Below are 26,355 nucleotides of genomic sequence, written 5' to 3'. Positions count from 1 at the left end.
CAGGGGGCTTCGTCGTCGACGACCGTTCAGTCCTCGAAGGGGCGGGCGATCACGTCGCCGGACGCGGTCTGCACGACCTCCCAACCCGCATCGAGTTCAGCGATCGCGCGACCCTCGAGCCACGTGAGCGTCCAATGCCCGGAGAGACCTCGTGACTCGACCTCGGCGATCGCCGGCCGGTGCGAAGCAGGAACGGATGCCGGCGGCTCGGAACCGGTGGCCCACCGCGTGCCCAGCTGCATCAGGCGCCCTCGACCGGCGCGAGCTCGATCGCAGTGACCGCGAACTCATCACCCACGGCGAGTTCCAGCTCTGCGATGCGCCCGACCGCCGAGAGGTCGGCGGCGGCTGCTCGCAGCGCCTCGTACTTGTCTGCCGGTGCCGTGATCATGGCGCTCGCGACCGGGGTCTTCTGCGACGCCTTCGCCTCGGTCTTCGCGCGACGGATGCTGATCAGAGCCTCGCTGGCCACGGTCAGCACCGCAGGGTCGCCCTCGATGCCGAGCGGCTCCGGCCAGGATGCCGTGTGCACGGAGCCCTCCTCGAACCACGACCACACCTCTTCGGTCGCGAACGAGAGGACCGGGGCGAGCAGACGCAGCAGGGTCGACAGGGCCAGGCGCAGCGCGAGTGCGGCCGAGGCCTGTCCGACATCGTTCTGGTTGTAGGCACGCTCCTTGACGAGCTCGAGGTAGTCGTCGCAGAAGGTCCAGAAGAATGCCTCGGTCACTTCCAGCGCCTTGGCCTGGTCGTAATTCTCGAACGCCTTCGTCGCCTCGACGATCACCGAGTCGAGAGCGGTCAGCATCGATGCGTCGAGCGCATGGGTGACCTGCGCGCCCTCGGGCACCGGGAACGACAGCACGAACTTGGCGGCGTTGAGCACCTTGATCGCCAGACGGCGACCGATCTTGACCTGCGTCGGGTTCTGCGGGTCGAAGGCGGCATCCATGCCCAGGCGGCTCGAGGCGGCCCAGTAGCGCACCGCATCCGATCCGTGGGTCTCGAGGATGTCTGCCGGCGTCACCACGTTGCCCTTGGACTTCGACATCTTCTTGCGGTCGGGGTCGACGATGAAGCCCGAGATCGCGGCGTTGCGCCACGGCGAGCGCGCGTCTTCGAGGGTCGAGCGCAGCATGGTCGAGAAGAGCCAGGTGCGGATGATGTCCTGACCCTGCGGGCGCAGGTCGAACGGGGCCGTGAGCTGCCACAGTTCCTCGTCGCGCTGCCATCCGCCGGCGAGCTGCGGAGTGAGCGACGAGGTCGCCCAGGTGTCGAGGATGTCGGCCTCGGCCTCGAAGCCGCCGGCCACGCCACGCTGGTCCTCGGTGTATCCCGCGGGCACGTCGGTGGTCGGGTCGATGGGAAGGCTGGCGTGGTCGGGAGCGATCACCCGGTCGTAGTCGCGCTCGCCGTTCTCGTCGAGCCCGTACCAGAGCGGGATCGGCACGCCGAAGAAGCGCTGGCGCGACACGAGCCAGTCGCCGGTCAGGCCGCCGACCCAGTTCTCGTAGCGCACACGCATGAAGTCGGGGTGCCACGCGACCTGCGCGCCGCGCTCGAGCAGCTCGTCGCGCAGCTTCGCGTCGCGCGCGCCGTTGCGGATGTACCACTGACGGGTCGAGACGATCTCGAGCGGGCGGTCGCCCTTCTCGAAGAACTTCACCGCGTGGTTGAACGGCTTTCCGACGGCTGTCATGTCGCCGGTCTCCTGCAGCTTCTCGACGATCGCCTTGCGGGCCGAGAACACCGTCTTGCCGGCGAGCTCCGCCTCGTACCAGGCGATGGCCGAGGTGTCGGCCACGATCGACGGGGCGGTGGGCAGGAAACGACCGTCGAGACCGATGGTCGTCATGTTCGGGAGGTGGTCGCCCGCGGCCGTACGCAGCTCACGCCACCAGATGATGTCGGTCACGTCGCCGAAGGTGCAGACCATCGCGGCGCCGGTGCCCTTGTCGGGCTGTGCGAGATGGTGGCCGTGGATCTCGATCTCGGCGCCGAAGAAGGGCGTGCGCACCTTCGTGCCGATCAGGTGCTTGTGCGGCCCCTCGGGGTGGGTCACGATCGCGATGCACGCCGGCAGCAGCTCGGGGCGGGTGGTCTCGATCGTGATCGAGCCGGATCCGTCGGCGAACGGGAAATCGATGGTGTGATAGGCGGCCTGCTGATCGCGATCCTCGAGCTCGGCCTGCGCGATCGCCGAGCGGAAGTCGATGTCCCACAGGGTCGGTGCGAGCGACTGGTAGGCCTCGCCGCGCTCGAGGTTGCGCAGGAACGCGAGCTGGCTCTGGCGGATCGTGTCGTCCGAGATCGTGCGGTAGGTCTGGGTCCAGTCGACCGAGAGGCCGAGCTGGCGGAACAGCGCCTCGAACTGCTTCTCGTCTTCGATCGTCAGACGCTCGCACAGCTCGATGAAGTTGCGGCGACTGATCGGCACCTGGTCGGCGGCGCGGCTGGACTTGTTGTCGCCGCCCTCGAACGGCGGCGTGAAGTCATCCTGGTAGGGAAGGGAGGGGTCGCAGCGCACGCCGTAGTAGTTCTGCACCCGACGCTCGGTGGGAAGGCCGTTGTCGTCCCAGCCCATCGGATAGAACACGTTCTTGCCGCGCATGCGCTCGAAACGCGCCTTGACGTCGGTGTGCGTGTACGAGAACACGTGGCCGATGTGCAGGCTGCCGGATGCGGTGGGCGGGGGAGTGTCGATCGAGTAGACCCCGTCGCGGCCCGACTCCGCGGCACGGATGCGGTCGAACAGGTACGTGCCCTGTGCAGACCAGGTCTCACCCCACTTCGCTTCGAGACCTTCGAGTACGGGCTTGTCGGGAATGGCGGACATGAAGGTTCTCCTCGAGCGATGTATGCGGCACTGTGTGAGCGTGCCTGAGTGTGGATTGTGTCCCACAGTCTAATCGCCCTCGACATCGACGCCCGGGCCGCCGAGGAGGATCTAGAATTGGATCGAGTCCAAGAACTGATGCATCCGCGTCATCCCCCGCATTCCCTCCCGAGGAACAGCATGCCTATCTCCCTCCTGCGCCGCGCGATCCCGCTCGGTGCGACCGTCGCCGTGAGCGCACTCCTGCTCAGCTCCTGCGCTGCGCCCTCATCCGATTCCGACGGCGGTGAACTCGTCTGGTCGATCGAGGGTGCGAACCTCTCGGCGGGGCACATGGACCCGCAGGTCAGTCAGCTCGACGTCTCGGGCATGGTGCAGCGCGCGGTGCTCGACTCTCTGGTGTTCCAGGAGGATGACGGCTCGTTCACTCCCTGGCTGGCGAAGGAGTGGACGGTGTCCGACGACAGCACCGAGTACACCTTCGTGCTGCGTGACGACGTCACCTTCACCGATGGCGAGCCGTTCGACGCCGAGGCCGTCAAGGCGAACTTCGATCGCATCGTCGACCCTGAGACCGAGTCCGCCCAGGCGGCCAGCATGATGGGGGCCGACTTCTACGAGGGCACCGAGGTCGTCGACGAGCACACGGTGAAGGTGAGCTTCACCCAGCCGTACGCGCCGTTCCTGCAGGCGACGAGCACGCCGCAGCTCGGCTTCTACTCGCCGGCCGCTCTGGAGGAGTCCGCCGACCAGCTCAAGGCGGGCGGCCCGGGGATCACCGTCGGAACAGGGCCGTTCGAACTGACGGAGTACACACCCGATCAGGAGATCGTCTACACGCGCAACGACGATTACGCCTGGGGGCCGCACGGAGAAGCTGCTCCGAAGGTCGAGACGCTGCGCGTCGAGATCCAGCCCGAGGCGTCCGTGCGCACGGGGGTCATCGAGAGCGGTGAGGCCGATCTCGCGAGCAACGTCCCGCCGAACCTCGCGGGTGACCTCGGCGACGGCATCACCGTCGACTCGATCGAGTACCCGGGTCTGCCCTACTCGCTGTACCTCAACGAGAAGTACGGCGTCTTCGCCGACGAGAAGGTGCGCCAGGCGTTCGCACTGGGCATCGATGTGGACGCGGCCGTCGAGGAGATCTTCTTCGGGCAGTTCCCCCGCGCCTGGAGCGTGCTCGGCTCGACGACCCCTGGATACGACGCCTCTCTCGAAGGCGTCCGACCGTTCGACGCGGACGCGGCGAGCGCGCTCCTCGACGAGGCCGGCTGGACGGAGCGCGACTCCGACGGCATCCGCATGAAGGACGGCGAGCGCCTCTCCGCTCGGTGGATCGCGTGGACCCCGGTTCCTGACGACCGTGCCGCTCTCGCGAACGCCATCCAGTCGGATCTCAAGACCATCGGCTTCGAGGTCGTCCGCGAGACGCTCGAGCCCGGCGCGTACAACGAGCAGTACGAGCCGAAGACCTTCGACCTGACCGACTGGGGATTCTCGGGTGTCGACCCGGACTTCCTCCGTGCACACCTGCACACCGAGGGGTTCCAGAACGCCTCGCAGGTCACCGACCCCGAGATCGATGCGCTGCTCGAGCAGGCGGTCGCGTCGAACGATCAGGATCAGCGCAACGAGATCTACACCCAGCTGCAGGAGTGGAACGCCGACTACACGGCGATCGTCCCGCTCTACAGCCCGTCGGCGATCACGGCTGTCGGAGAGCGCGTCGACGGGCTCACGTACGACCTCTACGGTCGTCCGCTGTTCTACGACGTGAGCGTGGGCTGAGACCCGAATCATCGAGCGCCCCTCGCTCGCGCACTGCGATATCTTCGTGAGCGCGCGCCGTGAGCCGAGGGGCGCTCAGGATCCGTCGAGAGGGCGTCAACGGTGAAGGCAGTGCTCACCCGGATCGCCGGACTCGCGGCATCCGTCGTCATCGTCCTGTGGGGTGCTGCGACGCTGGTGTTCCTCGCTTTCCGGGTGATCCCGGGCGATCCGGTCTCCGTCATGCTCGGACCGCAGGCGCAGGTGAGCGACGAGGTCAAAGACAGCATCCGCGCGGAACTGGGGCTCGATCGTCCTCCCCTCGAGCAGTACGTCACGTTCATCGGACAGCTCGCTCGCGGAGACCTCGGCGAGTCGTATCAACTGCGGATGCCGGTGTCCGAGGTCATCGGCCGACAGCTGGGGTCCACGCTGCAGCTCGCCGCGCTGGCGCTGCTCATAGCGGTGGTGCTCGCCCTGGCCGTCGCGCTGCTCGTGCGAGGGCGTGCCGGGCGCACTGTCGCCGCGGCTGTCGAACTCGTCATCCTCTCTTCACCCGCCTTCTGGATCGGTCTGATCCTGCTCAGCGTGTTCGCGTTCGGGCTCGGCTGGTTCCCGGTGTCGGGTGCTCGCAACCCGGCGACGATCGTGCTGCCGGCGATCACGCTCGCCCTGCCGGTGGCCGCTCTGCTCAGCCAGGTGCTGCGAGACGGCCTCGCGCAGGCCGAGCGGATGCCGTTCGCCGAGACCGTGCGTGCGCGGGGTGCGAGCGCATCCTGGTTCACTCTGCGGCACGGTCTCAGGCACGGAGCGGCCAATGCGGTGACGCTCGCCGCGTACCTGACCGGATCCGTGCTCGGAGGAGCGGTCCTCGTCGAGACGGTCTTCGCGCGGGCAGGTCTCGGACGAGTGACCCTCGCCGCCATCACCAATCGTGACCTGCCGGTCATCACCGGCATCATCCTGCTCAGTGCGCTCGTCTTCGTCGTCGTGAACGTCGTCGTCGAGCTGCTGCATCCGCTCATCGATCCTCGTCTGCGCATCGATCGAGGGAGCGTCCGATGAGGCGGGCGCAGGTCGTGCTGCTGTGGTGCGCCGCCGCGGTGCTTCTCGTGCTCGCCTTCGCCGCGGTGTTCCCCGGGGTGCTCGCCACGCACGACCCCCTGCAGACGGATGTGCGGGCTTCCCTGCTGCCTCCGAGCGCAGACCACCTCTTCGGCACCGACCAGAGCGGACGTGATGTCTTCTCACGGGTGGTCTACGGAACCGGGCGCTCCATCGGGATCGGAGTGCTCGCCACCGGCGTCGCCCTCGCGGCCGGACTCATCGTCGGATCTCTGGCCGGGCTCGCGCCCCGTGGCGTCGACGCCGCGATCATGCGGGTGAACGACGTGCTGATGGCTTTCCCCGAGTTCCTGGTCGCGCTCGTGGTGGTGGCGGTGCTGGGGCCGGGTCCCGTGAACATCGCGATCGCCGTCACCCTCGCGGCCGTACCCGTCTACATCCGCCTCGCCCGCGTGCAGACGCGCACGCTGCGCGGCGCGGAGCATGTCGAGGCCGCACGCATCCTCGGGGTGCGCCAGGTGCCCGCCTTCGTGAGGCACGTCGTGCCCGGCGTGCTCGGTTCGCTCAGCGTCCTGGCGACGATCGGCATCGGATCGAGCATCCTCGCAGCGGCCGGACTCAGTTTCCTCGGTCTCGGACCGTCGGAGCCGACGCCCGAGTGGGGGCTGATGCTCGCCGGTGGACGCAATGTGCTCGGTCAGGCCTGGTGGATCGCCGTCTTCCCCGGCATCGCCATCACGATCACCGTCATCTCGGCCACGATCGTCGGTCGTGTGCTGCGAGCCAGAGCAGAGGGGCTGACACCATGACCGCCGCGCTGGAACTCGAGGGGCTGCGCATCGACTTCGGCGGGACGCCCGTGGTCGACGGTGTGTCGCTGTCGGTCGCGCGAGGCGAATGCGTGGCGATCGTCGGAGAGTCCGGAGCAGGCAAGACGCTCACGGCGAGGGCTCTGCTGGGGCTCGCTCCGCAGGGAGCGCGCGTCGCCGTCGATCGACTCGTCGTCGACGGGACGGACGCCGCCCACCTCGGTGAGCGCGGATGGCGGTCGTTGCGCGGCGCCCGCATCGGACTCGTGTCGCAGGATGCACTGGTGTCTCTCGACCCGCTGCAGCGGGTGGGGTCGGAGATCGCCGAGCCGCTCCGGCTGCACGGTCTCGCGTCCGGGCGGGCCGCGCTGCGCGGACGGGTGCACGACCTGCTGCACCGGGTCTGGATGCCGGATGCGGCTCGGCGGGCCCGCCAGTATCCGCATCAGCTCTCCGGAGGGCTCAGGCAGAGGGCGCTGATCGCCTCGGCCATCGCAGCAGACCCCGCAGTCCTCGTGGCCGATGAGCCCACCACCGCGCTCGATGCCACCGTGCAGGCGCGGATCCTCAGGCTCCTGCGAGACATCGCCGACGCCGGCACTGCCATCGTGTTCATCAGCCATGACTTCGCGGCCGTGCGCAGGATCGCGGATCGGGTGTTGGTGATGCGCAACGGCATCGTGGTCGAGGCCGGGCCCGTCGATGAGGTGCTCGAGAAGCCCCAGCATGAGTACACCCGGCAGCTCATCGCCGCCACGATCCACGAGCCGCGCGCAGAGCGTGACGGGGCGGCCGAGCCGGTGCTCGTGGCCGACGGCGTGACGAAGGCGTTCGGCGACCTCGTCGCAGTGCAGGACGCGACATTCGCCGTGGCCGCTGGACGCACGCTCGGCATCGTCGGAGAGTCGGGGTCGGGCAAGACGACCCTCGCCCGCATGATCGTGGGTGTCGAGGAGGCGGATGGCGGTGGCCTGCGGTGGATCGGACAGCACCGGGTGCAGCTCGTGCACCAGAACCCTCTCGGCGCCTTCGATCCGCGGTGGACGATCGGGAGGTCATTGAGAGAGGCGCTCGCCGCCGGGGGTGTGCCTCGTCAGCAGCGAGCGGCTCGAGTCTCGGAGCTTCTCGCCGAGGTCGATCTCGATCCGGTGCTCGCGAGCCGCAGGCCCATCGCCCTCTCCGGCGGGCAGCGTCAGCGCGCGGCGATCGCGCGGGCGCTCGCCGCCGAACCAGAGGTGCTGGTTCTCGACGAGCCGGTGTCGGCTCTCGACCCTTCTGTGCGCGAGAAGGTGCTGCAGCTCCTGCTGCGCCTCCAGCGCGAACGGGACCTCACGATGATCTTCGTGTCGCACGACCTCGATGTCGTCGGCGCGGTGGCCGACGAGGTGCTCGTGATGCAGGACGGCCTGATCGTCGAGCAGGGAGCGGTGAGCGACGTGTTCGCCGCGCCGCAGCATCCGTTCACCCGGGAGCTGCTCGAAGCGAACCGTCCCGTCAGTCCATGACCTGGATGCCGATCCCGCCGGCGAGCAGCGGGGCGAGCTGCTGCACCTGGAACTCGGTGAGAGTCGTGCCCCGAAGGCTGTTCGCATCGAGGAACGCCGAGGCGTCGAGCCCACGGAGGTCGACGTGCGTGGCGCGCATCGCCCTGGTGTCGACCTCGTCTGACCGAGTGCCGGTGAAGCGGACGCGCGTGAGCTCGGCCTGAGGCATGTCGAGGGTGCGGATGCCGCAGTCGCGGATCTCGATGTCGGTGGCCTTCGCTGCCCCGAGGTTGAGGTAGTCGATCCGCACGTCGCTGAGCAGCAGCTCGTCGATTCGAGCGCTGCTCAGATCGAGCGTGCCGATGCGGCCTCCGCTGATTCGCACCCGGCGAATGCTCGCATCCCGCATCTTGAGTGACGCGATCCGCACACCGGTGAGGTCGACGTCGATGAGCGTCGAACCGGTCAGATCGACCGTGTCAGCATCGGCGGCGACCGTGCACTGCTCGAGCGAGGCATAGGCGAGGTCGACGGTGCCGTCGAGTTCGAGGCTCGCTGCGATCAGATCGGCGCTGCGGCGCGCTGCGGCAGGTGCGAACTCCCGGGGAAGATCGGGCGGCGAGACGCGGGGAGACGCGGGGGATGCGGGGGAGCGGGCCATGCTTCGAGGGTAGGGGGTGGGTGTGACAGCCGGCTGCTCCGGTTGTCTGCGTGCGCTTCCCAAGTCCATGTGCGCTTCGGAAGGCCGAATAGCCCGAAAACGGGCTAGGGAAGCGTAAACGGACTTCGGAGGCGTACGGCTCACGGTTCCTGCACGGACGGAGCACGACAGGCGGCTGTCCACCTCTTACGTGAGATGAGTGCGCGATTGGCGGAGCCAGCCCAGCGGACCCGGAGACTGAGCGGATGAGGACCGTCGACGAGCTGATTCGCCTGCTCTCGGATCGCGGTGGCGTGGTGCGCACCGTGGTCGTCACCGAGAGCGGATTCTCACGCAGGGCCGTCGACAGGGCAGTGCGTGACGGGCTCATCACTCGGCCCCGGCGCGGCTGGCTCGCGACGAAGGATGCCGAGAGGACGCTGGTGACTGCTGCTCGGCTCGGCGTCGTGCTGACTTGCCGCACTCAGGCGGGACTCCTCGGTCTCTGGGTGCACGACTCCACCGGCGCGCCGCACTTCGCGGTTCCCCGTCATGCGGCTGTGCGGATCCCGTTCGAGGCGCGAGTGCACAGGGGAAAGCCGATCGTTCCCCGGCATCCGGATGCGCTCGTCGATCCCATCGAGAATGTGCTCGCGTACGTAGCGGAGTGCGAGCCGTTCGAACATGCGCTGGCGACGTGGGAGTCAGCGTTGAACAGATCGCTGGTCACGCTCGAGGCGCTACGGGGGTACTCATGGAAGCCTGCCGCTCGGAGGGTTCTCGACCACGCCGTCCCCTTCTCGGATGCGGGGCTGGAGACGTATCTTCGCGTTCGCCTGCGGTGGCTGCGTATCGGCATCCGGGTGCAGATCTGGATTGCGGGCCATCGCGTCGACGGGTTGATCGGCGATCGACTCGTGATCCAGATCGACGGGTCTCATCACGTCGGCGCGCAGCGCTCGGAAGACATCCGGCATGACGCCGAGCTCAGGCTCATGGGGTACCACGTGGTGCGTCTGTCGTACACACAGGTCATGTTCGACTGGCCCGCCGCGCAGGACCTGATCATGCGCGCAGTCGCCCAGGGGCTTCATCGCGCTGCCTGACCGCGCGCGGGGCAAGTCCGTGTGTGCTTCACAAGTCCAAATCTCCCGAGAACGGACTTCGGAAGCGCACATGGACTTCGGAAGCGCACGCCCGCTGCCGCGCGTACAATGGAGACACGAGCATCGATCCGGACATCACCGGGGAGCTCTCGGAAGAACACCTCGGCAGGCTCAGTGCAGGCGGGGGCAAGTAGAACCGAGCGGGGCAGGCCCGTCACAGCCGCAGTGAGAGTGGCTCCGCCGAGAGGCGCGGCACGCGAGGTGGTACCGCGGTTCCCCGGGATGAGATTCCGGACGGATCGTCCTCGCAGCAGCATCCGCCACGACTCCTGCGAGACGACATGACCTACCCGCGTTCCTCCTTCGGCCCCGCCGCCGACCAGGCTGCCTCCGTCGCACCGAGCCCTCGGTTCCCCCAGATCGAGCGAGAGGTGCTCGACTTCTGGGAGACCGACCAGACCTTCCGCGCCTCGATCGAGCAGCGCGAGGGCGATGACGAATGGGTCTTCTACGACGGCCCGCCGTTCGCCAACGGCCTGCCGCACTACGGACACCTGCTCACGGGATACGCCAAAGATGTGTTCCCGCGCTTCCAGACCATGATCGGCAAGAAGGTCGACCGCGTCTTCGGCTGGGACACCCACGGTCTGCCGGCCGAGCTCGAGGCCATGAAGCAGCTCGGCATCACCGAGAAGAGCCAGATCGAGGAGATGGGCATCGACGTCTTCAACGCGAAGGCGAAGGACTCGGTGCTGAAGTACACGCACGAGTGGCAGGACTACGTCACGCGTCAGGCGCGCTGGGTCGACTTCGAGCGCGGCTACAAGACCCTCGACCTCGGGTACATGGAGAGCGTGCTCTGGGCGTTCAAGACCCTGTACGACAAGGGTCTCGCCTACGAGGGATACCGCGTGCTGCCGTACTGCTGGCGCGACGAGACCCCGCTGTCGGCGCACGAGCTGCGCATGGACGACGACGTCTACCAGAACCGACAGGATCCGTCCGTCACCGTCACGTTCCCGCTGACCGGGGCCAAGGCGGAGGCCCTGGGACTCACCGCGGTGCGGGCACTCGCCTGGACGACCACTCCCTGGACCCTTCCCACCAACCTCGCGCTCGCCGTAGGACCCGAGATCGAATACGTCGTGCTCCCGGCCGGCCCCGGCGGTGCGGCTGACGTGCACCAGATCGCCGGAACGACGGAAGCTGCTGTCGAGTCGTCCGCCCACCGCTACCTCCTGGCGCGCGAGCTCCTCGGCGGCTACGTCAAGGACCTCGGCTACGAGAGCCTCGACGACGCGCTCGCCGCAGTCGATGCCACGGTGCGGGGCGCTGACCTCGCGGACGTCACGTACGACCGGCTCTTCGACTACTACGCCGACACCGACACCTACGGCACCGAGAACGCCTGGCGCATCCTGGTCGACGACTACGTCACCGTCAGCGATGGCACCGGCATCGTCCACCAGGCTCCCGCCTACGGTGAGGACGACCAGCGGGTCGCGGGCGCCGCCGGCATCCCGACGATCCTGTCGCTCGACGACGGCGGACGCTTCCTGCCGAACGTCACCGACGTCGCCGGCCAGCTCTGGATGGACGCGAACACGCCGCTCATCCGCCTGCTCCGCGGAGAGGGACGCCTGCTGCGCGAGCAGAGCTACGTGCACTCGTACCCGCACTGCTGGCGCTGCCGGAACCCCCTGATCTACAAGGCCGTCTCGAGCTGGTTCATCCGCGTCACCGACATCAAGGACGACCTGCTCGCGAACAACGAGCAGATCACCTGGGTGCCCGAGAACGTCAAGCACGGCCAGTTCGGCAAGTGGCTCGAGGGTGCGCGCGACTGGTCGATCAGCCGCAACCGCTACTGGGGCTCTCCGATCCCGATCTGGAAGAGCGACGACCCCGAGTACCCGCGCGTCGACGCATACGGCTCGCTCGAGGAGATGGAGCGCGACTTCGGCACGCTGCCGCGCAACCCCGAGGGCGAGATCGACCTGCACCGTCCCTACATCGACGACCTCACACGTCCGAACCCCGATGACCCGACAGGCCAGAGCACGATGCGCCGCATCGAGGACGTCTTCGACGTGTGGTTCGACTCCGGCTCGATGCCGTACGCCCAGGTGCACTATCCGTTCGAGAACCAGGAGTGGTTCGACACGCATGCGCCCGCCGACTTCATCGTCGAGTACATCGGGCAGACGCGTGGCTGGTTCTACGTCATGCACGTGCTCTCGACGGCGCTGTTCGATCGACCGGCGTTCACGGGCGTCAGCTGCCACGGCATCGTCCTGGGCAACGACGGCTACAAGATGTCGAAGTCGCTGCGCAACTATCCGGACGTCTCCGAGGTGCTCGACCGCGACGGCTCCGACGCGATGCGCTGGTTCCTCATGTCGAGCTCCGTGCTGCGCGGCGGCAACCTCGCAGTGACCGAAGAGGGCATCCGCTCGGGCGTCCGCGAGTTCCTGCTCCCGCTGTGGAACTCGTGGTACTTCTTCGCGACGTACGCGAATGCGGCGAAGCCGGGGGGCTACGAGGCGACCTGGCGCACCGACTCGACCGATGTGCTCGACCGCTACATCCTGGCCCGACTCGGCGATCTGGTGCGCGACGTGCGGGCAGACCTCGAAGGACTCGATTCGACGACGGCATCCGCTCGTCTGCGCGACTTCGCCGAGGTGCTCACCAACTGGTACATCCGCCGCTCGCGCGACCGCTTCTGGGAGGGGTCGAACGCCGATGCCTTCGACACGCTCTACACCGTGCTCGAGACCCTCACCCGGGTCGCGGCTCCGCTCGTGCCGCTGATCAGCGAGCGCGTGTGGCAGGGCCTGACGGGCGGACGCAGCGTGCACCTGCAGGACTGGCCGGACGACACCGCCTTCCCCGCCGCCGACGAGATCCGGGATGCCATGGATGCCGTCCGCGAGCTGTCGAGCGTCGGCAACGCGCTGCGCAAGAAGGAGAAGCTGCGCGTGCGCCTGCCGCTCGCTCGTCTCACGGTCGTGTCTCCGCTGGCGGGGACGCTCGGCCAGTTCGAGGACATCCTCCGTGAGGAGCTCAACGTCAAGTCGGTCGAGCTCGTCGAGGCGACCGAGACGACTGCCGCCGAGTACGGAATCGACCACCGCCTGAGCGTCAATGCCCGCGCAGCAGGTCCTCGTCTGGGCAAGGACGTGCAGAAGGCCATTCAGGGTGCGCGGAACGGCGACTGGTCCGAGACCGACGGCGTCGTGACGGCCGGCGGCATCGCGCTGGAGCCCAGCGAGTACGACCTCGTGCTCGAGACCACCGGCCGCCCCGAGGGGGAGGCGCTCGCGATCGTGCCGTCGGGCGGGTTCGTGCTGCTCGACACGCAGACGACCCCCGAGCTCGAGGCCGAGGGACTCGCGCGCGACGCGATCCGCGTCGTGCAGGAAGCCCGCAAGAACGCTGACCTCGACGTGAGCGACCGCATCGTGCTCGCGCTGAACGTGAGCCCGGACGACGCCGAAGCGCTGCAGGCGCATGCAGAGCTGATCGCGGGGGAGACCCTGGCGGTGGCATTCGCGGTGCAGGCCACCGACGACATGAGCACTCTCGTGCAGGACGTCACCAGCCCCGGGGACGGCGTCTTCCGCAGCGGGGCGACTGCGCTGGGCGCCGACAAGCGCCCGATCATCGTCACGATCGACGTCACGATCAAGGAGCCCGTCGCATGAGTGCACGTGACAAGGCCGATGCCGTCTACGACACGCTGCTGAGCCGCGCGGGTGAGCGCTGGGTGCAGCCGCGCAAGGAGCGCACCGCGCGCATCCTCACGTACCTCGACGACCCGCAGCGCACCTATCGGGTCGTGCACATCACGGGTACGAACGGGAAGACGTCGACCGCCCGCATGATCGAGACGCTGCTGCGCGCCCACGGTCTGCGCACCGGCCTCTTCACCAGCCCGCACCTCGAGCGCTTCACCGAGCGCATCATGATCGATGGCGAGCCGATCGGCGATGCGGCGATCGTCGACGCCTGGAACGAGATCGAGCCCTTCGTCGAGATCGTCGACGCCGAGCTCGAGGCGGCGGGCGAAGAGCCGCTCACGTTCTTCGAACTGCTCACCGTGCTCGCCTTCGTGGCCGTGGCCGATGCTCCGGTCGACGTGCTCGTGCTCGAGGTGGGCATGGGAGGCGAGTGGGACTCGACCAACACGGCAGACGGCGATGTGGCGGTCTTCGCGCCCATCGACATCGACCATGCAGATCGTCTCGGCGGCACGATCGCCGAGATCGCGAAGGTCAAGGCAGGAATCATCAAGGAAGGCGCGGCCGTCGTCTCGGCACAGCAGCCCGCGGAGGCCGCTGACGTGCTGCGTCGCGTCGCCGCCGAGAAGAACGCCACGATCGCTTTCGAGGGCGAGGAGTTCGGACTCGCCGACCAGAAGCTCGCCGTCGGAGGTCAGCTGCTGACGATCCGCGGACTCGCGGGCGCCTACGTCGAGGAGTACCTGCCGCAATACGGCGCGCACCAGGGGCACAATGCGGCGCTCGCGGTCGCCGCCGTGGAGTCGCTGATCGGAGGCGCCGAGCAGCCCATCGCCGCCGACATCATCTCTGAAGGGCTCCAGGGAGCGACCTCGCCCGGACGCCTGCAGCTGCTGGGGATCGCCCCGACGGTGATCGTGGATGCCGCGCACAACCCGCACGGCGCCACCGCTCTCGTGCAGGCGATGGACGACAGCTTCGACTTCGACGAGTGGGGAGTCGTGCTGGGGGTGCTCGCCGACAAGGACGCCGCCGGAATCGTCGCGAAGCTCGCACCCGCAGCGGCGCATGTCTTCGCCACGGCACCGGAGTCCGACCGAGCGAGCGACGCAGATCTCATCGCCGACCTCGTCGAGGCGACGGGACAGCGAGCGACCGTGCATCCGACCCTTGCTGAGGCCGCTGATGCCGCACGGGAGTGGGCGGCATCCTCCGACCGCCGAGCCGTCGTGATCGCAGGGTCGGTCGTGCTCGCGGGCGAGGCGATCGCCCTCGCCGAGGCAGAGGACTGGAAGTCCGGGTGGCACGCGTGACCGCCGCCTCCCCGGCTGCGCGTCCGCCGCGTCCGCCTCGCACGCTGGTGCAGAAGCTGGCGCCGATCGTGCTCGGATTCGAATCGATCGTCGTCTTCCTCGCGGGTCTCACGGTCTTCGGACTGAAGACGCTGCCTGCCGGCATCCCGCAGTGGTGGGGGATCGTCGGCGGCGCGGTCGTCGGACTCGCCTGCATCGCCGTGGCCGGGATGATCACGAAGCCCTGGGCGATCACCGCAGGGTGGATCCTGCAGGTCGTCATCGCGCTGGCCGCTATCCTGGTGCCCGCTATCCTGCTCGTCGTCGTGGTTTTCGGCGGCATGTGGGGATATGCGACGATCATGGGGGCCCGATTGGACGCACGACGTCCTGACGGGCCCACGACTCAGACTCAGACAGAGAGTGAATGACATGGCCACCGAAGAAACCCTCGTCCTCGTAAAGCCCGACGGTGTCGCCCGCGGCCTCACCGGCACGATCCTGGCGCGCATCGAAGCGAAGGGATACTCCCTCGTCGACATCCGCCTGGTCGAGCCCGACCGCGACCTGCTCGCCGAGCACTACGCCGAGCACGAGGGCAAGCCGTTCTACGAGCCGCTCCTCGAGTTCATGCTCTCGGGCCCGTCCGTCGCGATCCGCCTCGCGGGCAACCGCGTGATCGAGGGCTTCCGATCGCTCGCCGGCACGACCGACCCCACCACGGCCGCACCCGGCACGATCCGGGGTGACTTCGGTCGCGACTGGGGCCTCAAGGTGCAGCAGAACCTCGTGCACGGTTCGGACAGCCCGGAGTCGGCCGCACGCGAGCTCGGCATCTGGTTCGACTGACCGATCCCGCTCACGACGAAGCCCGCCGCACGAGATCGTGCGGCGGGCTTCGTCGCAGGACCGTCGGCTCGTCGGGTCAGAAGATGATGCGTGCCATCTCGCCGAGGAAGTCGAGACCCTGCAGCTGAGCCATCATGATGATGACCGCGTAGGCGAGGATGGTCGCCAGCGGTACCCAGACCATGAGCTTGTCCGCGCGCTCTCGGGCCTTCTCATTCTTGGTGAACGTGCCGTTGCGAGTGAGATGCAGCATCGTGGCGAAGAACGTCGGAATCGTCACAGCCCAGGTCACCATGCACCACGGGCACAGCACGCCGAGGTTCGACGCATACAGGCTCTGGCCGATCAGCCAGCAGACGAGTCCGAACGCGAAGGTGATGCCGGCGCCGAACGCAGCCCAGAACCACCGGGGGAAGCGGGCTCCGGCGAGGATCGCGACGCCGATGACGAGCGGAGCCATCCACCCGGTGAGCCCGAGCAGCGGGTTGGGGAAGCCGAAGATCTCACCCTGCCACGAGCCCAGGTTCTTGCTGCACTGGATGAACGGGCTCACATCGCAGGCCAGGGCATCGGTCGGGTTCTCGAGAAGCACGAATTTCTCGACCGTGAGCTGGAAGGCGGCGAACCAGCCGATGACGCTCGCGATGATCAACCACACGGCATAGACGACGGGGCGGGTGCGCTGCTCGCTCATGTGTGGATTCTCTCAGCGATCGCTATGGATCGGGCGTGAGCGCGCCGGAGAAAACGACTCGGACGCCCGACGATGCCGCGAACCGGCGCACTTGGTGCGATAATGGCCTGTGATGCATCGCTCGACCCTGTCGCGGTGGGCATCGACGCAGACTTCGGGGCCGTATGCCCCTCGTGATCAGAGCCATGAGCCGGTCGCACACCGAATGAGTTCGCGGCACCTGCGGGTGCCGCATGAGAGTTAGCGGAACACGAAGTGTCCGCGCGAGGAGCAAGCCAGAGATGGCCGATGACAACAATGACTACGACGCCCCTACCCTCGACTTCTCTGCGGATGCTGATGCACCCGCAGAGGTAGCCGCCGACGCTGCGGAGACCGACGCTCCGGAGGACGGCGCGGGTTCGACCGCCGAGATCTCTCCGGCGGGGGAGGCTCCCTCCGAGGACGCGCCTTCCGAGGACGCGCCTTCCGAGGACGCGCCTTCCGAGGACGCGCCTTCCGAGGACGCGCCTTCCGAGGACGCGCCTTCCGAGGACGCGCCCGTCGAGGCAGCTTCTGCCCAGGACTCTCCTTCTGAGGGACCTGCAGCGGATGCTCCTTCCGACGGCGCGCCTGCCGAGGCTGGCTCCGCTGAGGCAGCTCCCGTCGAGGCAGCTCCCGCCGAGGAAGGGACTGCTGCTGGTGCCTCTGCCTCCGATGCTCCTGCTGCCGAGGAAGCTCCCGCCGCTGACGCTCCAGCTGCTGACGCTGCAGCCGAGGCCGCCTCTGAAGAATCCGCTGCCGAGCCTGCTTCGGACAAGCCCGAGGACGCCAAGCCTGTCACTGCGGTGTCGCTGGGGCTGCTGCCCGAGGTCTTCGTCTCGCAGGTCTCGACGCAGCTGCACTTCTACGCCCCCGAGGTGCTGCCCCTTCCGGCTCGCCCGGGCCGTGAGCGCGTGTTCGACCGCATCGCCGAGCGAGAGCCGGAGGAGCCGGCCGGCCGCCGTGGCCGCCGTCGTCGCGGTGGTTCTGACGATGTCGAGCCGCGCGAGCAGCGTGAGCCCCGGGAACAGCGTGACGAACCGCGCCAGCCCCGCCAGCGCGTCGTCGAGTACATCACCGAGCCCAAGGCGATCAAGGGGTCCACGCGCCTCGAGGCGAAGAAGCAGCGCCGTCGCGACGGACGGGATGCCGGTCGTCGGCGTCCGGTCGTCACCGAGGCCGAGTTCCTCGCGCGTCGTGAGTCGGTCGACCGCAAGATGGTCGTCCGCTCCAAGAACGGCCGGACGCAGATCGGCGTCCTCGAAGACGGGGTGCTCGTGGAGCACTATGTCGCGCGCAACCAGGATGCCTCGCTGATCGGCAATGTCTACCTCGGTCGCGTGCAGAACGTCCTGCCGAGCATGGAGGCCGCGTTCGTCGACATCGGCCGTGGCCGCAACGCCGTGCTCTATTCGGGCGAGGTCGACTGGGACGGCGTCGAGACCGGCAACCAGCCTCGTCGCATCGAGCTCGCTCTCAAGGCAGGCGACCGCGTCCTGGTGCAGGTCACCAAGGATCCGATCGGCCACAAGGGTGCTCGTCTGACCAGTCAGATCTCGCTCCCCGGTCGCTACCTCGTGTACGTGCCCGGCGGATCGATGAACGGCATCAGCCGCAAGCTGCCCGACAACGAGCGCACGCGCCTGAAGCGCATCCTCAAGGAGGTTCTCCCCGAGTCCTCCGGCGTGATCGTCCGCACGGCCGCCGAGGGTGCCACCGAAGACCAGCTCACGCGTGACGTCCAGCGACTGACCAGCCAGTGGGAGCACATCCGCAAGCAGGTCGAGAGCCAGCAGGCGCCGGCGCTGCTGCACGCCGAGCCCGACCTTCTCGTCAAGATCGTCCGCGACGTCTTCAACGAGGACTTCACGAAGATGCTCATCCAGGGCGAGGACGCCCAGCGCACGATCCGCGCCTACCTCGAGAGCGTCGCACCCGACCTGCTGGAGCGCGTCGAGTCGTACGAGGACGAGAGCGATCCCTTCGACGCGTTCCGCATCACCGAGCAGATCGAGAAGGCGCTCGACCGCAAGGTCTGGCTGCCGTCGGGTGGCTCGCTGGTCATCGACCGCACCGAGGCCATGACCGTCGTCGACGTCAACACCGGCAAGTTCGTCGGCTCGGGCGGAAACCTCGAGGAGACGGTCACCAAGAACAACCTCGAGGCCGCGGAGGAGATCGTCCGTCAGCTGCGTCTGCGCGACATCGGCGGCATCATCGTGGTCGACTTCATCGACATGGTGCTCGAGTCGAACCGTGACCTCGTGCTGCGCCGACTGATCGAGTGCCTGAGCCGTGATCGGACGAAGCACCAGGTCGCCGAGGTCACATCGCTGGGTCTCGTGCAGATGACTCGCAAGAAGCTCGGACTCGGCCTGCTCGAGACGTTCAGCGAGGCGTGCGACGTGTGCGCCGGCCGTGGCGTCATCGTGCACCACGACCCGGTCGTGAAGCACCGCTCGAGCAGCAACGGCAACGGCAACTCGCAGTCAAACCGCCGCCAGCGTGGCGGCAACGGCCAGTCGCAGAACTCGGCTCCTGCCGCGGTGACGACGCACAGCATCCCCGAGGGGGCGAAGTCCGCGCTCGCGCAGATCGCCGCCTCGACACGCGCTCCGAACGCCGACGAGCCGACGGAGGTCGTCGCTCCCACAGCGGAGACGACGGAAGCCCCGGCCGCGCAGGAGCGTGCCAAGAAGCCGCGCAAGAAGCGCGGATCCGACCGCAAGTCGCCCAAGTCGCCGGCGGAGGCGCTGCTCGATTCCGTGCTCGACGCTCTCCCCGAGCCGAAGGCGCCGGGTCAGGGCCGCGGTCGTCGCCGTGTCTCGACCGCCGCACTCACCGGTACGCCCATCTCCGTGAACTCGGAGCCGTCAGCGCCGGTCGCGGGCGGGGATTCGCAGCCCTGAGGCGATCAATCGTCTGACCAGCTCCTTGCCGCCGACGTGCTGTGCGCCGGCGGCGAGGAGCCGGGGGATCAGCTCTTGCGGGACGTCATAGTGGTCGAGGTCGAAGGCGCGCGCAGGAACGTCGTGCGACCTCGCGAAGGCGTGCAGCTCCTGCAGGCTGTCATCGCTGACGAGATGAGCCCACAGGCGGCCGTGCGCGGGCCATATGGGGTCATCGACGAGAACGGTCATTCCTCCAGCCTATGACCGGACACACCGGGCGGCGCGTTTTGCCACAGTGTCCGACATCCGGTAAAGTAGTCCCTTGGTGCGTATGCCGCGTCGTCCTGGACGGTCGAAGCGGAGAGTCTTGCGTTCGTGCCCGTCGCCCCGCGATGCATGCAAGCAACAGTCTTCCCGTGAGATATCGGAGCCGTGAGCTCCCCAACGAAACAGGTATGAAGTGGTTTACGCAGTAGTGCGCGCCGGTGGGCGGCAGGAGAAGGTCGAGGTCGGCACGATCGTTCAGCTCGACCGTGTCAAGGCTGCCCAGGGCGAGAAGATCGAGCTGGCCGCAGTGCTGCTCGTCGACGGCGCCTCGGTGACCACCGACGCTGACTCGCTGGCGAAGGTCAAGGTCACGGCAGAGGTCATCGGCAACCTCCGCGGCCCGAAGATCATCATCCAGAAGTACAAGAACAAGACCGGCTACAAGAAGCGCCAGGGCCACCGTCAGGAGCTCACGCGCGTCAAGATCACCGGCATCAAGTAAGACCGAGGAGACCAGGACATGGCACATAAAAAGGGCGCAAGCTCCACCCGTAACGGTCGTGACTCCAACGCTCAGCGACTTGGCGTCAAGCGCTTCGGTGGACAGCAGGTTCTCGCCGGCGAGATCATCGTCCGCCAGCGCGGTACGCACTTCCACCCCGGCGTGAACGTCGGCCGCGGTGGCGACGACACGCTGTTCGCTCTGGCCGCCGGTGCGGTGCAGTTCGGCGCGAAGGGCGGCCGCAAGGTCGTCAACATCGTCGCCGCTGCTGAGTGATCAAAGCACGACAGTAGTCATGCGATTCGGGGCGGGCTTCGGCCCGTCCCGAATTTGCGTTTCAGGCCGGATTCGCGTTTCCCACCGAATCACCGGTCCAATTCTCGGTTCCGGCCGAGTTCTTTATTGAGGAGAGAGACATGGTCAGTTTCGTCGACACCGTGACGCTTCACCTGCGTGCGGGCAAGGGCGGCAACGGCTGTGTCTCGGTGCACCGCGAGAAGTTCAAGCCGCTCGGCGGCCCCGACGGCGGCAACGGCGGTGACGGCGGCGACATCGTCCTCGTCGCTGACACGCAGACCGGGACGCTCCTCTCGTACCACCACTCGCCTCACCGCAGCTCCGGCAACGGCGGACCCGGCATGGGCGACCACCGTGCAGGGTTCATGGGCGAAGACCTCGAGCTTCCCGTTCCCGTCGGCACCGTGGTCAGGAACGCGGCCGGCGAGGTCCTGATCGACATGATCGAGCCCGGCGAGCGATTCGTCGTGGCCAAGGGCGGGCACGGCGGGCTCGGCAACGCCGCACTGGCGACGCCGAAGCGCAAGGCGCCCGGTTTCGCTCTCCTGGGCACCCCGGGAGACGAGGGCGATGTCGTCCTCGAGCTCAAGACCGTCGCAGACGTGGCACTGGTCGGCTATCCCTCTGCCGGCAAGTCCAGCCTGATCGGTGCGATCTCGGCCGCCCGACCCAAGATCGCCGACTACCCCTTCACCACGCTCCACCCGAACCTGGGTGTCGTGCAGGCGGGGGAGTCGCGCTACACCGTCGCCGATGTGCCCGGCCTCATCGAAGGAGCGAGCGAGGGCCGCGGACTCGGACTGGAGTTCCTCCGTCACGTCGAACGCTGCACCGCTCTGCTTCACGTGCTCGACTGCGCGACACTCGAGCCCGGTCGCGATCCGATCTCCGACCTCGACGTCATCCTCGGCGAACTGGCCGCGTACGAGGTCCCCGAGGGGCAGACTCCTCTGCTCGAGCGTCCTCAGCTCATCGCCCTGAACAAGATCGATGTGCCGGAGGCCCGTGATCTCGCCGACCTCGTGCGCCCTGATCTCGAAGCCCGCGGATTCCGTGTCTTCGACATCTCCACCATCTCGCACGAGGGCCTGCGCCCGCTGACCTACGCGCTCGGCGACATCGTCGACAAGCACCGCGCAGAGCTCGCCGCGATCGAGGTTCCGCGCGAGCGCGTCGTGCTTCGTCCCCGGGGCCCCAAGAAGGGCTTCGAGATCCGGGTCGAGGGCGGCAGCTACGGAAACATCTACCGCATCCTGGGCGAGAAGCCGGTGCGCTGGGTTCAGCAGACCGACTTCCAGAACGAAGAGGCCGTCGGCTATCTCGCCGACCGCCTCGAGAAGCTGGGCGTCGAAGACGAGCTCTTCCGCCTCGGTGCTGTGCAGGGCTCCACAGTGGTGATCGGCGAGGGCGAGAGCATCGTCTTCGACTGGGAGCCGACCATGACGTCTGCGGCCGAGCTCATGACGGCGCCCCGCGGCACCGATCCGCGTCTGGCGCCCAACGCCCGTCGCACCACCTCCGAGCGTCGTGAGAACTACTACGAGCGCATGGATGCCAAGGCCGAGGCTCGCGCCGAGGTCGAGGCTCAGCGGCTCGCGGCCTACCGCGAGGACGGGGAGTGACCGCTCGCACGAGGGCGGATCTCGCCACAGCCTCACGGATCGTCATCAAGGTCGGGTCCTCGTCGATCAGCGGCGATTCGTCGTGGCGAATCCCCGTGCTGGTCGAGGCGCTGGCGGCAGCGGACGCACGCGGCGCAGAGGTCATCCTGGTCTCGTCCGGAGCGATCGCCACGGGCATTCCGTTCCTGCGTCTCGACGCACGACCGACAGACCTGGCCACACAGCAGGCTGCGGCCGCTGTCGGGCAGAACATCCTGGTCTACCGCTACCAGGAGTCGCTTCGTCCTTTCGACATCGTCGCAGGACAGGTGCTTCTCACGACGGGCGATCTCGAGAACCCGACGTCGCGGAGCAACGCACGACGGGCCATGGAGCGACTTCTCGGTCTGCGCATTCTGCCGATCGTGAACGAGAACGACACGGTCGCGACGCAGGAGATCCGCTTCGGCGACAACGACCGACTCGGGGCTCTCGTCGCGCAGCTGATCGAGGCCGACGCTCTGGTCCTGCTCAGCGACATCGAGTCGCTCTACACAAAGCCGCCGTCCGACCCGACGGCCGAGCCCATCGACGTCGTCGCCCCCGACGCCGATCTGTCGGGGCTCGAGTTCGGATCGACCGTCGTCAACAGCGTCGGCACCGGGGGAGCCGCGACCAAGGTGTCAGCCGCGCGCCTGGCCGCCGCGTCCGGGATCGGAGTGCTCGTGACGAGCGCCGACCTGGTCGACAAGGCCCTCGCCGGTGCTGACATAGGGACCTGGTTCGAACCCGCGCTCTCTTAGACTGGGCGGATGACCGACCAGACCCCCCAGGTGCGCCTGGAGCTCGCCAAAGAGGCGTCCCGCGCCACGGCCAGGCTGACCAGTGACGACAAGGCTCGTGCTCTCGAGGCCATCGCGGTGGCCCTCGAGTCGAACGCCGCTGGGATCATCGAGGCCAACGGTCGAGACATCGAGCGAGGTCGGTCCGACGGCATCGGCGAGTCGCTGATCGACAGACTGCGTCTCGATGAGAAGCGCGTCGCGGCTCTCGCCGCAGCGGTCCGCCAGGTGGCGGCGCTCCCTGATCCGGTCGGTCGTGTCGTCGGAGGACACCGGATGCCGAACGGCGTGGCGCTCGAGCAGGTGCGGGTGCCCTTCGGCGTGGTCGGCGCGATCTACGAGGCGCGTCCGAACGTCACCGTCGACATCGCCGCCCTCGCGCTGCGCTCGGGGAACTCCGTGGTCCTGCGTGGCGGCAGTGCCGCGCGTGAGTCGAACACGGTGCTCGTCGAGATCATGCGCCGGGCGCTGCAGGACGCGGGCGTGACGTCGGAAGCGGTGCAGACGGTCGACGACTTCGGTCGCGACGGCGCCACGGCGCTGATGCACGGCCGCGGATTCATCGACGTGCTCGTGCCGCGGGGCAGCGCGGGGCTGATCGAGACCGTCGTGACCGAGGCGACCGTCCCTGTGATCGAGACCGGTGCGGGCAATGTGCACATCGTGCTCGACGAGACTGCTCCTGACGACTGGGCGCAGGACATCGTGGTGAACGCGAAGGTGCAGCGACCCAGCGTCTGCAACGCCGTCGAGACGGTGCTCGTGCTCCGTCAGGCCGCACCGAGGCTGGTTCCTCTCGTCGCCAGCGCGCTGCAGAGCGAAGGCGTGGCGATCCACGGTGACGACATGGTCGCGGGGCTCGTCTCGAACGTGATCCCGGCGACGGAGGAGGACTGGACGACCGAGTATCTCAGCCTCGACATCGCGATCAAGGTCGTCGACACCCTCGACGACGCGCTCGACCACATCCGTCGCTACAGCACGGGCCACACGGAGTCGATCATCACCACAGACTCGCGCAATGCGGAGCGTTTCCTGGCCGAGGTGGACTCGGCGGTCGTGATGGTGAACACCTCGACCCGGTTCACCGACGGAGGCGAGTTCGGGTTCGGCGCCGAGGTCGGCATCTCGACGCAGAAGCTGCACGCGCGGGGACCGATGGGGCTTTCCGAGCTGACCAGCACGAAATGGCTGGCGCGTGGGGCAGGGCAGACGCGCGGCTGAGGGCTAGACTAGGGGGCGCTGTGGCTCTCCGTGAGCCATGCCCGCCAGCCACGAAACGGAGTCAGGATGAACCTCGTCGCACAGATCGCGATGGTCGCTGCCGAAGCCGAGCACCACGGCAATGTGCAGCAGGAGACGCTGATCTTCGGCGTCATCGCCATCATCGTCTTCGCCTTCCTCGGCCTGGTCACGCTGTCGTACAAGAACGTGGCCAACCGTCACTCCGCCAAGGCCGACGCCTGGGCTGCGAAGCACGGCAAGGACGGCCACGAGGCAGGGCACGGCCACTAGGCCCGTATGAACGACACGACCTCGCGTCCGGCGCGCATCGGTGTGATGGGCGGCACCTTCGACCCCATCCACCACGGCCACCTGGTCGCCGCGAGCGAGGTCGCTCACTCCTTCGATCTCGACGAGGTCGTCTTCGTCCCCACCGGACACCCGTGGCAGAAGTCGGATGTCACCCCCAGTGAGCACCGCTATCTGATGACGGTGATCGCCACTGCATCCAACCCGCAGTTCACGGTGAGCAGGGTGGACATCGATCGTGAAGGGCCGACCTACACGATCGACACCCTCCGCGACCTGAAGGAGAAGCGACCCGACGCGGAGCTGTTCTTCATCACCGGTGCCGACGCCGTGGCGCAAATTCTCAGTTGGAGGGACCATGATGAACTGTGGGAGTTGGCCCACTTCGTCGCGGTCTCGCGTCCAGGACACGTTCTGAGCACTGACGGCCTCCCCAGCGACAATGTCAGCCAACTGGAGGTGCCGGCGCTGTCCATCTCGTCGACGGCCTGCCGTGCGCGGGTGCGTGACGACGAGCCGGTCTGGTACCTCGTCCCCGACGGAGTCGTTCAATACATCGCGAAGCATCATCTGTATCGGAGCAAGGCATGAGTACATCGGATCAGCAGGGTCACGGTCCGCTGACGCGAAAGCAGCTGCGTGAGATCCGGCTGACGGGATCCACACCGGTCATCTCAGCGGAGGAGGCTGCGGCCGCGGCCGCCGTCCCCTCTCCACCTGTGCCGCCGAAACCAGAAGTGCCCGAGCCGACCAAGGTCGAGCCCGCCCCGCAGGCAGCGTCAACCGCAGCCGAGACGGATGGGGAGATTTCCCAGGCGACCACACGGCTGACGCGTCGACAGGTTCGCGAGCGCGAGCGCTCCGCGACGGGATCCGTTCCTGTCGATGAGTCCGATGCTTCGGATGGATCGGTTGCCGAAGAGACAGTCGAAGAGGCTCCGCTCGTCGCACCAGAGCCCGAGGCGAAGAGCGAGACTCCGGCATCTTCCGCGTCCGCCGATGATGACGATGGCGACACCGACGAAGACGACGTCCCCGCACCCGTCAGCGCCTCGACGCCTCTCGAAGCCTCTGATGACGTCGATGCGATCGTCCCCGAAGGGACCGACACGCATGCCGCGGTGGCCGAGCTCGGCATCGATGCAGAACCGACGGACGCGCACGACGACGTCCTGGCCGATGTGGCCGAGTCCGACGACGACATCGACATCGCCGACGGGGAGCGCCCGACGGTGAACTCCGCCTTCGGGCAGGAGCTGCTCAGCGACGACGCGGAGAACCGCAAGCCTTTCGCTCCCTCGTTCGACGAGCTGCTGACCGTCGGCGACTCGACCGGATCGCAGCATCTCGCTCCGAACACGCTCATCTTCAACCCCTCCCCGGGAGACGGGTCGCTGTCGGGCCCGGTCGCCTCCACGGGGGAGATCCTCGTGACCGGCTCCTACGAACTGCCCAAGGGCCTCGGTTCGCAGGGCCACGCGCACGGCACCACAGACGGCAAGGACGTGGACGCCGTGCTGATCGACGGCGAGCTGCCTCCGGCATCCTCGCCCACGCCGATCGCCGCCAGTGCGGCCGTCAGCACCATCAAGCCCGCCGGTGAGGTCATCCGCCCACCCGCCCCCGAAAAGGGCAACAAACTCATGCTCATCCTCGCGATCGTGGCGGGTGGTCTTGCGCTCGCGCTGGGCGTTTCCCTGATCGTCGCCTTCAACTCGAATGTGTTCTGATGCAGTCACCTGAAACCGCCGAAGAGATGCTCCAGCTCGCGGCAGACGCCGCCGTCTCGAAGGGCGGTGAAGATCTCGTCGCCCTCAACGTCTCCGAGCCTCTGCCGCTCGTCGACATCTTCCTGCTCGTCACCGGAAACAGCGAGCGCAACGTCGCCGCCATCGCCGATGAGATCGAAGACAAACTCATCGAAGCCGGCCACAAGCGGGTTCGCCGTGAGGGTCGTGCGGAGGCCCGCTGGGTGCTCCTCGACTTCGGCGACCTGATCGTGCACGTCTTCCACCAGGAGGAGCGGGTCTACTACGGCCTCGAGCGCCTGTGGAAGGACTGCCCTGTGGTGCCCTTCGAGCTCGCAGACTCCGCCGCCGCAGACCGAGACTGA

24 protein-coding genes are annotated in these 26,355 nt (G+C 67.7%); 19 read left to right on the top strand and 5 right to left on the bottom strand.

The features are described 5' to 3' along the window. Nucleotides 1-26 precede the first annotated feature (26 nt). A complete protein-coding gene (locus tag FIV50_RS10430; protein ID WP_140037380.1) occupies nucleotides 27-242 on the bottom strand; it encodes a hypothetical protein in 216 nt (71 codons plus the stop codon). Continuing rightward, on the bottom strand, nucleotides 242-2,836 hold the full coding sequence (valS, locus tag FIV50_RS10425) for a valine--tRNA ligase (protein ID WP_140037379.1): 2,595 nt from the start codon (nucleotides 2,834-2,836) through the stop codon (nucleotides 242-244). Before valS ends, FIV50_RS10430 begins: the two co-directional genes overlap by 1 nt. A gap of 180 nt (nucleotides 2,837-3,016) precedes the next feature. On the opposite strand from valS, the gene FIV50_RS10420 reads away from it, so the two are divergent. The 4 genes from FIV50_RS10420 to FIV50_RS10405 all read left to right on the top strand — a co-directional run bounded on the left by FIV50_RS10420 (nucleotide 3,017) and on the right by FIV50_RS10405 (nucleotide 7,985). Further along, on the top strand, nucleotides 3,017-4,627 hold the full coding sequence (locus FIV50_RS10420) for an ABC transporter substrate-binding protein (RefSeq protein ID WP_140037378.1): 1,611 nt from the start codon (nucleotides 3,017-3,019) through the stop codon (nucleotides 4,625-4,627). Nucleotides 4,628-4,729: 102 nt separating this feature from the next. Continuing rightward, nucleotides 4,730-5,671, top strand: coding sequence for an ABC transporter permease (locus FIV50_RS10415; protein ID WP_140037377.1), 942 nt, complete (start codon nucleotides 4,730-4,732; stop codon nucleotides 5,669-5,671). Then, entirely contained in the window at nucleotides 5,668-6,480 is an 813-nt protein-coding gene (locus tag FIV50_RS10410) for an ABC transporter permease (protein ID WP_140037376.1), read from the top strand. Before FIV50_RS10415 ends, FIV50_RS10410 begins: the two co-directional genes overlap by 4 nt. Continuing rightward, the gene (locus tag FIV50_RS10405) at nucleotides 6,477-7,985 is read left to right on the top strand and encodes an ATP-binding cassette domain-containing protein (RefSeq protein ID WP_140037375.1); all 1,509 of its coding nucleotides are present in this window, start codon (nucleotides 6,477-6,479) and stop codon (nucleotides 7,983-7,985) included. The genes FIV50_RS10410 and FIV50_RS10405 overlap by 4 nt, the downstream gene beginning before the upstream one ends. Here FIV50_RS10405 and FIV50_RS10400 read toward each other — a convergent pair. Continuing rightward, nucleotides 7,975-8,625: a pentapeptide repeat-containing protein gene (locus tag FIV50_RS10400; RefSeq protein WP_140037374.1), complete on the bottom strand. Its 651-nt coding sequence runs from the start codon at nucleotides 8,623-8,625 to the stop codon at nucleotides 7,975-7,977. The genes FIV50_RS10405 and FIV50_RS10400 overlap by 11 nt on opposite strands. 245 nt (nucleotides 8,626-8,870) lie before the next feature. Between FIV50_RS10400 and FIV50_RS10395 the strand changes: the two genes are divergently transcribed. The 5 genes from FIV50_RS10395 (at nucleotide 8,871) to ndk (ending at nucleotide 15,594) form a co-directional block, all read left to right on the top strand. Then, nucleotides 8,871-9,710 carry an endonuclease domain-containing protein gene (locus FIV50_RS10395; protein WP_140037373.1) on the top strand — a complete coding sequence of 280 codons (840 nt, stop codon included), beginning with the start codon at nucleotides 8,871-8,873 and terminating at the stop codon, nucleotides 9,708-9,710. Between the two features lie 341 nt (nucleotides 9,711-10,051). Continuing rightward, on the top strand, nucleotides 10,052-13,417 hold the full coding sequence (ileS, locus tag FIV50_RS10390) for an isoleucine--tRNA ligase (protein WP_140037372.1): 3,366 nt from the start codon (nucleotides 10,052-10,054) through the stop codon (nucleotides 13,415-13,417). Next, entirely contained in the window at nucleotides 13,414-14,766 is a 1,353-nt protein-coding gene (locus FIV50_RS10385; RefSeq protein WP_140037371.1) for a bifunctional folylpolyglutamate synthase/dihydrofolate synthase, read from the top strand. Before ileS ends, FIV50_RS10385 begins: the two co-directional genes overlap by 4 nt. Continuing rightward, entirely contained in the window at nucleotides 14,763-15,176 is a 414-nt protein-coding gene (locus tag FIV50_RS10380; RefSeq protein WP_258184214.1) for a DUF4233 domain-containing protein, read from the top strand. Before FIV50_RS10385 ends, FIV50_RS10380 begins: the two co-directional genes overlap by 4 nt. Before the next feature lies 1 nt (nucleotide 15,177). Then, entirely contained in the window at nucleotides 15,178-15,594 is a 417-nt protein-coding gene (gene ndk, locus FIV50_RS10375; RefSeq protein WP_042537730.1) for a nucleoside-diphosphate kinase, read from the top strand. 76 nt (nucleotides 15,595-15,670) lie between these two features. On the opposite strand, the gene FIV50_RS10370 is transcribed toward ndk, so the two are convergent. Further along, nucleotides 15,671-16,288 carry a vitamin K epoxide reductase family protein gene (locus tag FIV50_RS10370; RefSeq protein ID WP_140037369.1) on the bottom strand — a complete coding sequence of 206 codons (618 nt, stop codon included), beginning with the start codon at nucleotides 16,286-16,288 and terminating at the stop codon, nucleotides 15,671-15,673. A 281-nt stretch (nucleotides 16,289-16,569) separates the two neighbouring features. Between FIV50_RS10370 and FIV50_RS10365 the strand changes: the two genes are divergently transcribed. Then, complete coding sequence (locus FIV50_RS10365) at nucleotides 16,570-19,218, top strand: Rne/Rng family ribonuclease (protein ID WP_140037368.1); 2,649 nt, start codon at nucleotides 16,570-16,572, stop codon at nucleotides 19,216-19,218. On the opposite strand, the gene FIV50_RS10360 is transcribed toward FIV50_RS10365, so the two are convergent. After that, nucleotides 19,183-19,449 carry a DUF4031 domain-containing protein gene (locus tag FIV50_RS10360; RefSeq protein ID WP_140037367.1) on the bottom strand — a complete coding sequence of 89 codons (267 nt, stop codon included), beginning with the start codon at nucleotides 19,447-19,449 and terminating at the stop codon, nucleotides 19,183-19,185. The two genes, FIV50_RS10365 and FIV50_RS10360, sit on opposite strands and share 36 nt — an antisense overlap. Before the next feature lie 211 nt (nucleotides 19,450-19,660). On the opposite strand from FIV50_RS10360, the gene rplU reads away from it, so the two are divergent. The 9 genes from rplU to rsfS all read left to right on the top strand — a co-directional run bounded on the left by rplU (nucleotide 19,661) and on the right by rsfS (nucleotide 26,355). Further along, a complete protein-coding gene (gene rplU / locus FIV50_RS10355) occupies nucleotides 19,661-19,969 on the top strand; it encodes a 50S ribosomal protein L21 (protein WP_072591411.1) in 309 nt (102 codons plus the stop codon). An 18-nt stretch (nucleotides 19,970-19,987) separates the two neighbouring features. After that, the gene (gene rpmA, locus FIV50_RS10350; RefSeq protein ID WP_028501603.1) at nucleotides 19,988-20,245 is read left to right on the top strand and encodes a 50S ribosomal protein L27; all 258 of its coding nucleotides are present in this window, start codon (nucleotides 19,988-19,990) and stop codon (nucleotides 20,243-20,245) included. A 140-nt stretch (nucleotides 20,246-20,385) separates the two neighbouring features. Next, complete coding sequence (obgE, locus tag FIV50_RS10345) at nucleotides 20,386-21,888, top strand: GTPase ObgE (RefSeq protein WP_140037366.1); 1,503 nt, start codon at nucleotides 20,386-20,388, stop codon at nucleotides 21,886-21,888. After that, nucleotides 21,885-22,670, top strand: coding sequence for a glutamate 5-kinase (proB, locus tag FIV50_RS10340; protein ID WP_140037365.1), 786 nt, complete (start codon nucleotides 21,885-21,887; stop codon nucleotides 22,668-22,670). Before obgE ends, proB begins: the two co-directional genes overlap by 4 nt. A gap of 9 nt (nucleotides 22,671-22,679) precedes the next feature. After that, the gene (locus tag FIV50_RS10335; protein ID WP_140037364.1) at nucleotides 22,680-23,933 is read left to right on the top strand and encodes a glutamate-5-semialdehyde dehydrogenase; all 1,254 of its coding nucleotides are present in this window, start codon (nucleotides 22,680-22,682) and stop codon (nucleotides 23,931-23,933) included. Nucleotides 23,934-23,999: 66 nt separating this feature from the next. Continuing rightward, a complete protein-coding gene (locus FIV50_RS10330; protein ID WP_140037363.1) occupies nucleotides 24,000-24,224 on the top strand; it encodes a hypothetical protein in 225 nt (74 codons plus the stop codon). Nucleotides 24,225-24,230: 6 nt separating this feature from the next. Next, nucleotides 24,231-24,833: a nicotinate-nucleotide adenylyltransferase gene (gene nadD, locus FIV50_RS10325; protein ID WP_053096575.1), complete on the top strand. Its 603-nt coding sequence runs from the start codon at nucleotides 24,231-24,233 to the stop codon at nucleotides 24,831-24,833. Next, complete coding sequence (locus FIV50_RS10320; RefSeq protein ID WP_140037362.1) at nucleotides 24,830-25,972, top strand: hypothetical protein; 1,143 nt, start codon at nucleotides 24,830-24,832, stop codon at nucleotides 25,970-25,972. Before nadD ends, FIV50_RS10320 begins: the two co-directional genes overlap by 4 nt. Then, on the top strand, nucleotides 25,972-26,355 hold the full coding sequence (gene rsfS, locus FIV50_RS10315; RefSeq protein WP_042537705.1) for a ribosome silencing factor: 384 nt from the start codon (nucleotides 25,972-25,974) through the stop codon (nucleotides 26,353-26,355). The genes FIV50_RS10320 and rsfS overlap by 1 nt, the downstream gene beginning before the upstream one ends.

It is taken from the genome of Microbacterium foliorum (assembly GCF_006385575.1).
Taxonomy (GTDB): domain Bacteria; phylum Actinomycetota; class Actinomycetes; order Actinomycetales; family Microbacteriaceae; genus Microbacterium; species Microbacterium foliorum_B.
This window is presented reverse-complemented; position numbering and strand designations above follow the sequence as displayed.

Coding starts and splice junctions, on each gene's coding strand:
- FIV50_RS10430 (WP_140037380.1), bottom strand. CDS start 242: ATGCAGCTGGGCACGCGGTGGGCCACCGGTTCCGAGCCGCCGGCATCC.
- valS (WP_140037379.1), bottom strand. CDS start 2,836: ATGTCCGCCATTCCCGACAAGCCCGTACTCGAAGGTCTCGAAGCGAAG.
- FIV50_RS10420 (WP_140037378.1), top strand. CDS start 3,017: ATGCCTATCTCCCTCCTGCGCCGCGCGATCCCGCTCGGTGCGACCGTC.
- FIV50_RS10410 (WP_140037376.1), top strand. CDS start 5,668: ATGAGGCGGGCGCAGGTCGTGCTGCTGTGGTGCGCCGCCGCGGTGCTT.
- FIV50_RS10405 (WP_140037375.1), top strand. CDS start 6,477: ATGACCGCCGCGCTGGAACTCGAGGGGCTGCGCATCGACTTCGGCGGG.
- FIV50_RS10400 (WP_140037374.1), bottom strand. CDS start 8,625: ATGGCCCGCTCCCCCGCATCCCCCGCGTCTCCCCGCGTCTCGCCGCCC.
- FIV50_RS10395 (WP_140037373.1), top strand. CDS start 8,871: ATGAGGACCGTCGACGAGCTGATTCGCCTGCTCTCGGATCGCGGTGGC.
- ileS (WP_140037372.1), top strand. CDS start 10,052: ATGACCTACCCGCGTTCCTCCTTCGGCCCCGCCGCCGACCAGGCTGCC.
- FIV50_RS10385 (WP_140037371.1), top strand. CDS start 13,414: ATGAGTGCACGTGACAAGGCCGATGCCGTCTACGACACGCTGCTGAGC.
- ndk (WP_042537730.1), top strand. CDS start 15,178: ATGGCCACCGAAGAAACCCTCGTCCTCGTAAAGCCCGACGGTGTCGCC.
- FIV50_RS10370 (WP_140037369.1), bottom strand. CDS start 16,288: ATGAGCGAGCAGCGCACCCGCCCCGTCGTCTATGCCGTGTGGTTGATC.
- FIV50_RS10365 (WP_140037368.1), top strand. CDS start 16,570: ATGGCCGATGACAACAATGACTACGACGCCCCTACCCTCGACTTCTCT.
- FIV50_RS10360 (WP_140037367.1), bottom strand. CDS start 19,449: ATGACCGTTCTCGTCGATGACCCCATATGGCCCGCGCACGGCCGCCTG.
- rpmA (WP_028501603.1), top strand. CDS start 19,988: ATGGCACATAAAAAGGGCGCAAGCTCCACCCGTAACGGTCGTGACTCC.
- obgE (WP_140037366.1), top strand. CDS start 20,386: ATGGTCAGTTTCGTCGACACCGTGACGCTTCACCTGCGTGCGGGCAAG.
- FIV50_RS10335 (WP_140037364.1), top strand. CDS start 22,680: ATGACCGACCAGACCCCCCAGGTGCGCCTGGAGCTCGCCAAAGAGGCG.
- FIV50_RS10330 (WP_140037363.1), top strand. CDS start 24,000: ATGAACCTCGTCGCACAGATCGCGATGGTCGCTGCCGAAGCCGAGCAC.
- nadD (WP_053096575.1), top strand. CDS start 24,231: ATGAACGACACGACCTCGCGTCCGGCGCGCATCGGTGTGATGGGCGGC.
- FIV50_RS10320 (WP_140037362.1), top strand. CDS start 24,830: ATGAGTACATCGGATCAGCAGGGTCACGGTCCGCTGACGCGAAAGCAG.
- rsfS (WP_042537705.1), top strand. CDS start 25,972: ATGCAGTCACCTGAAACCGCCGAAGAGATGCTCCAGCTCGCGGCAGAC.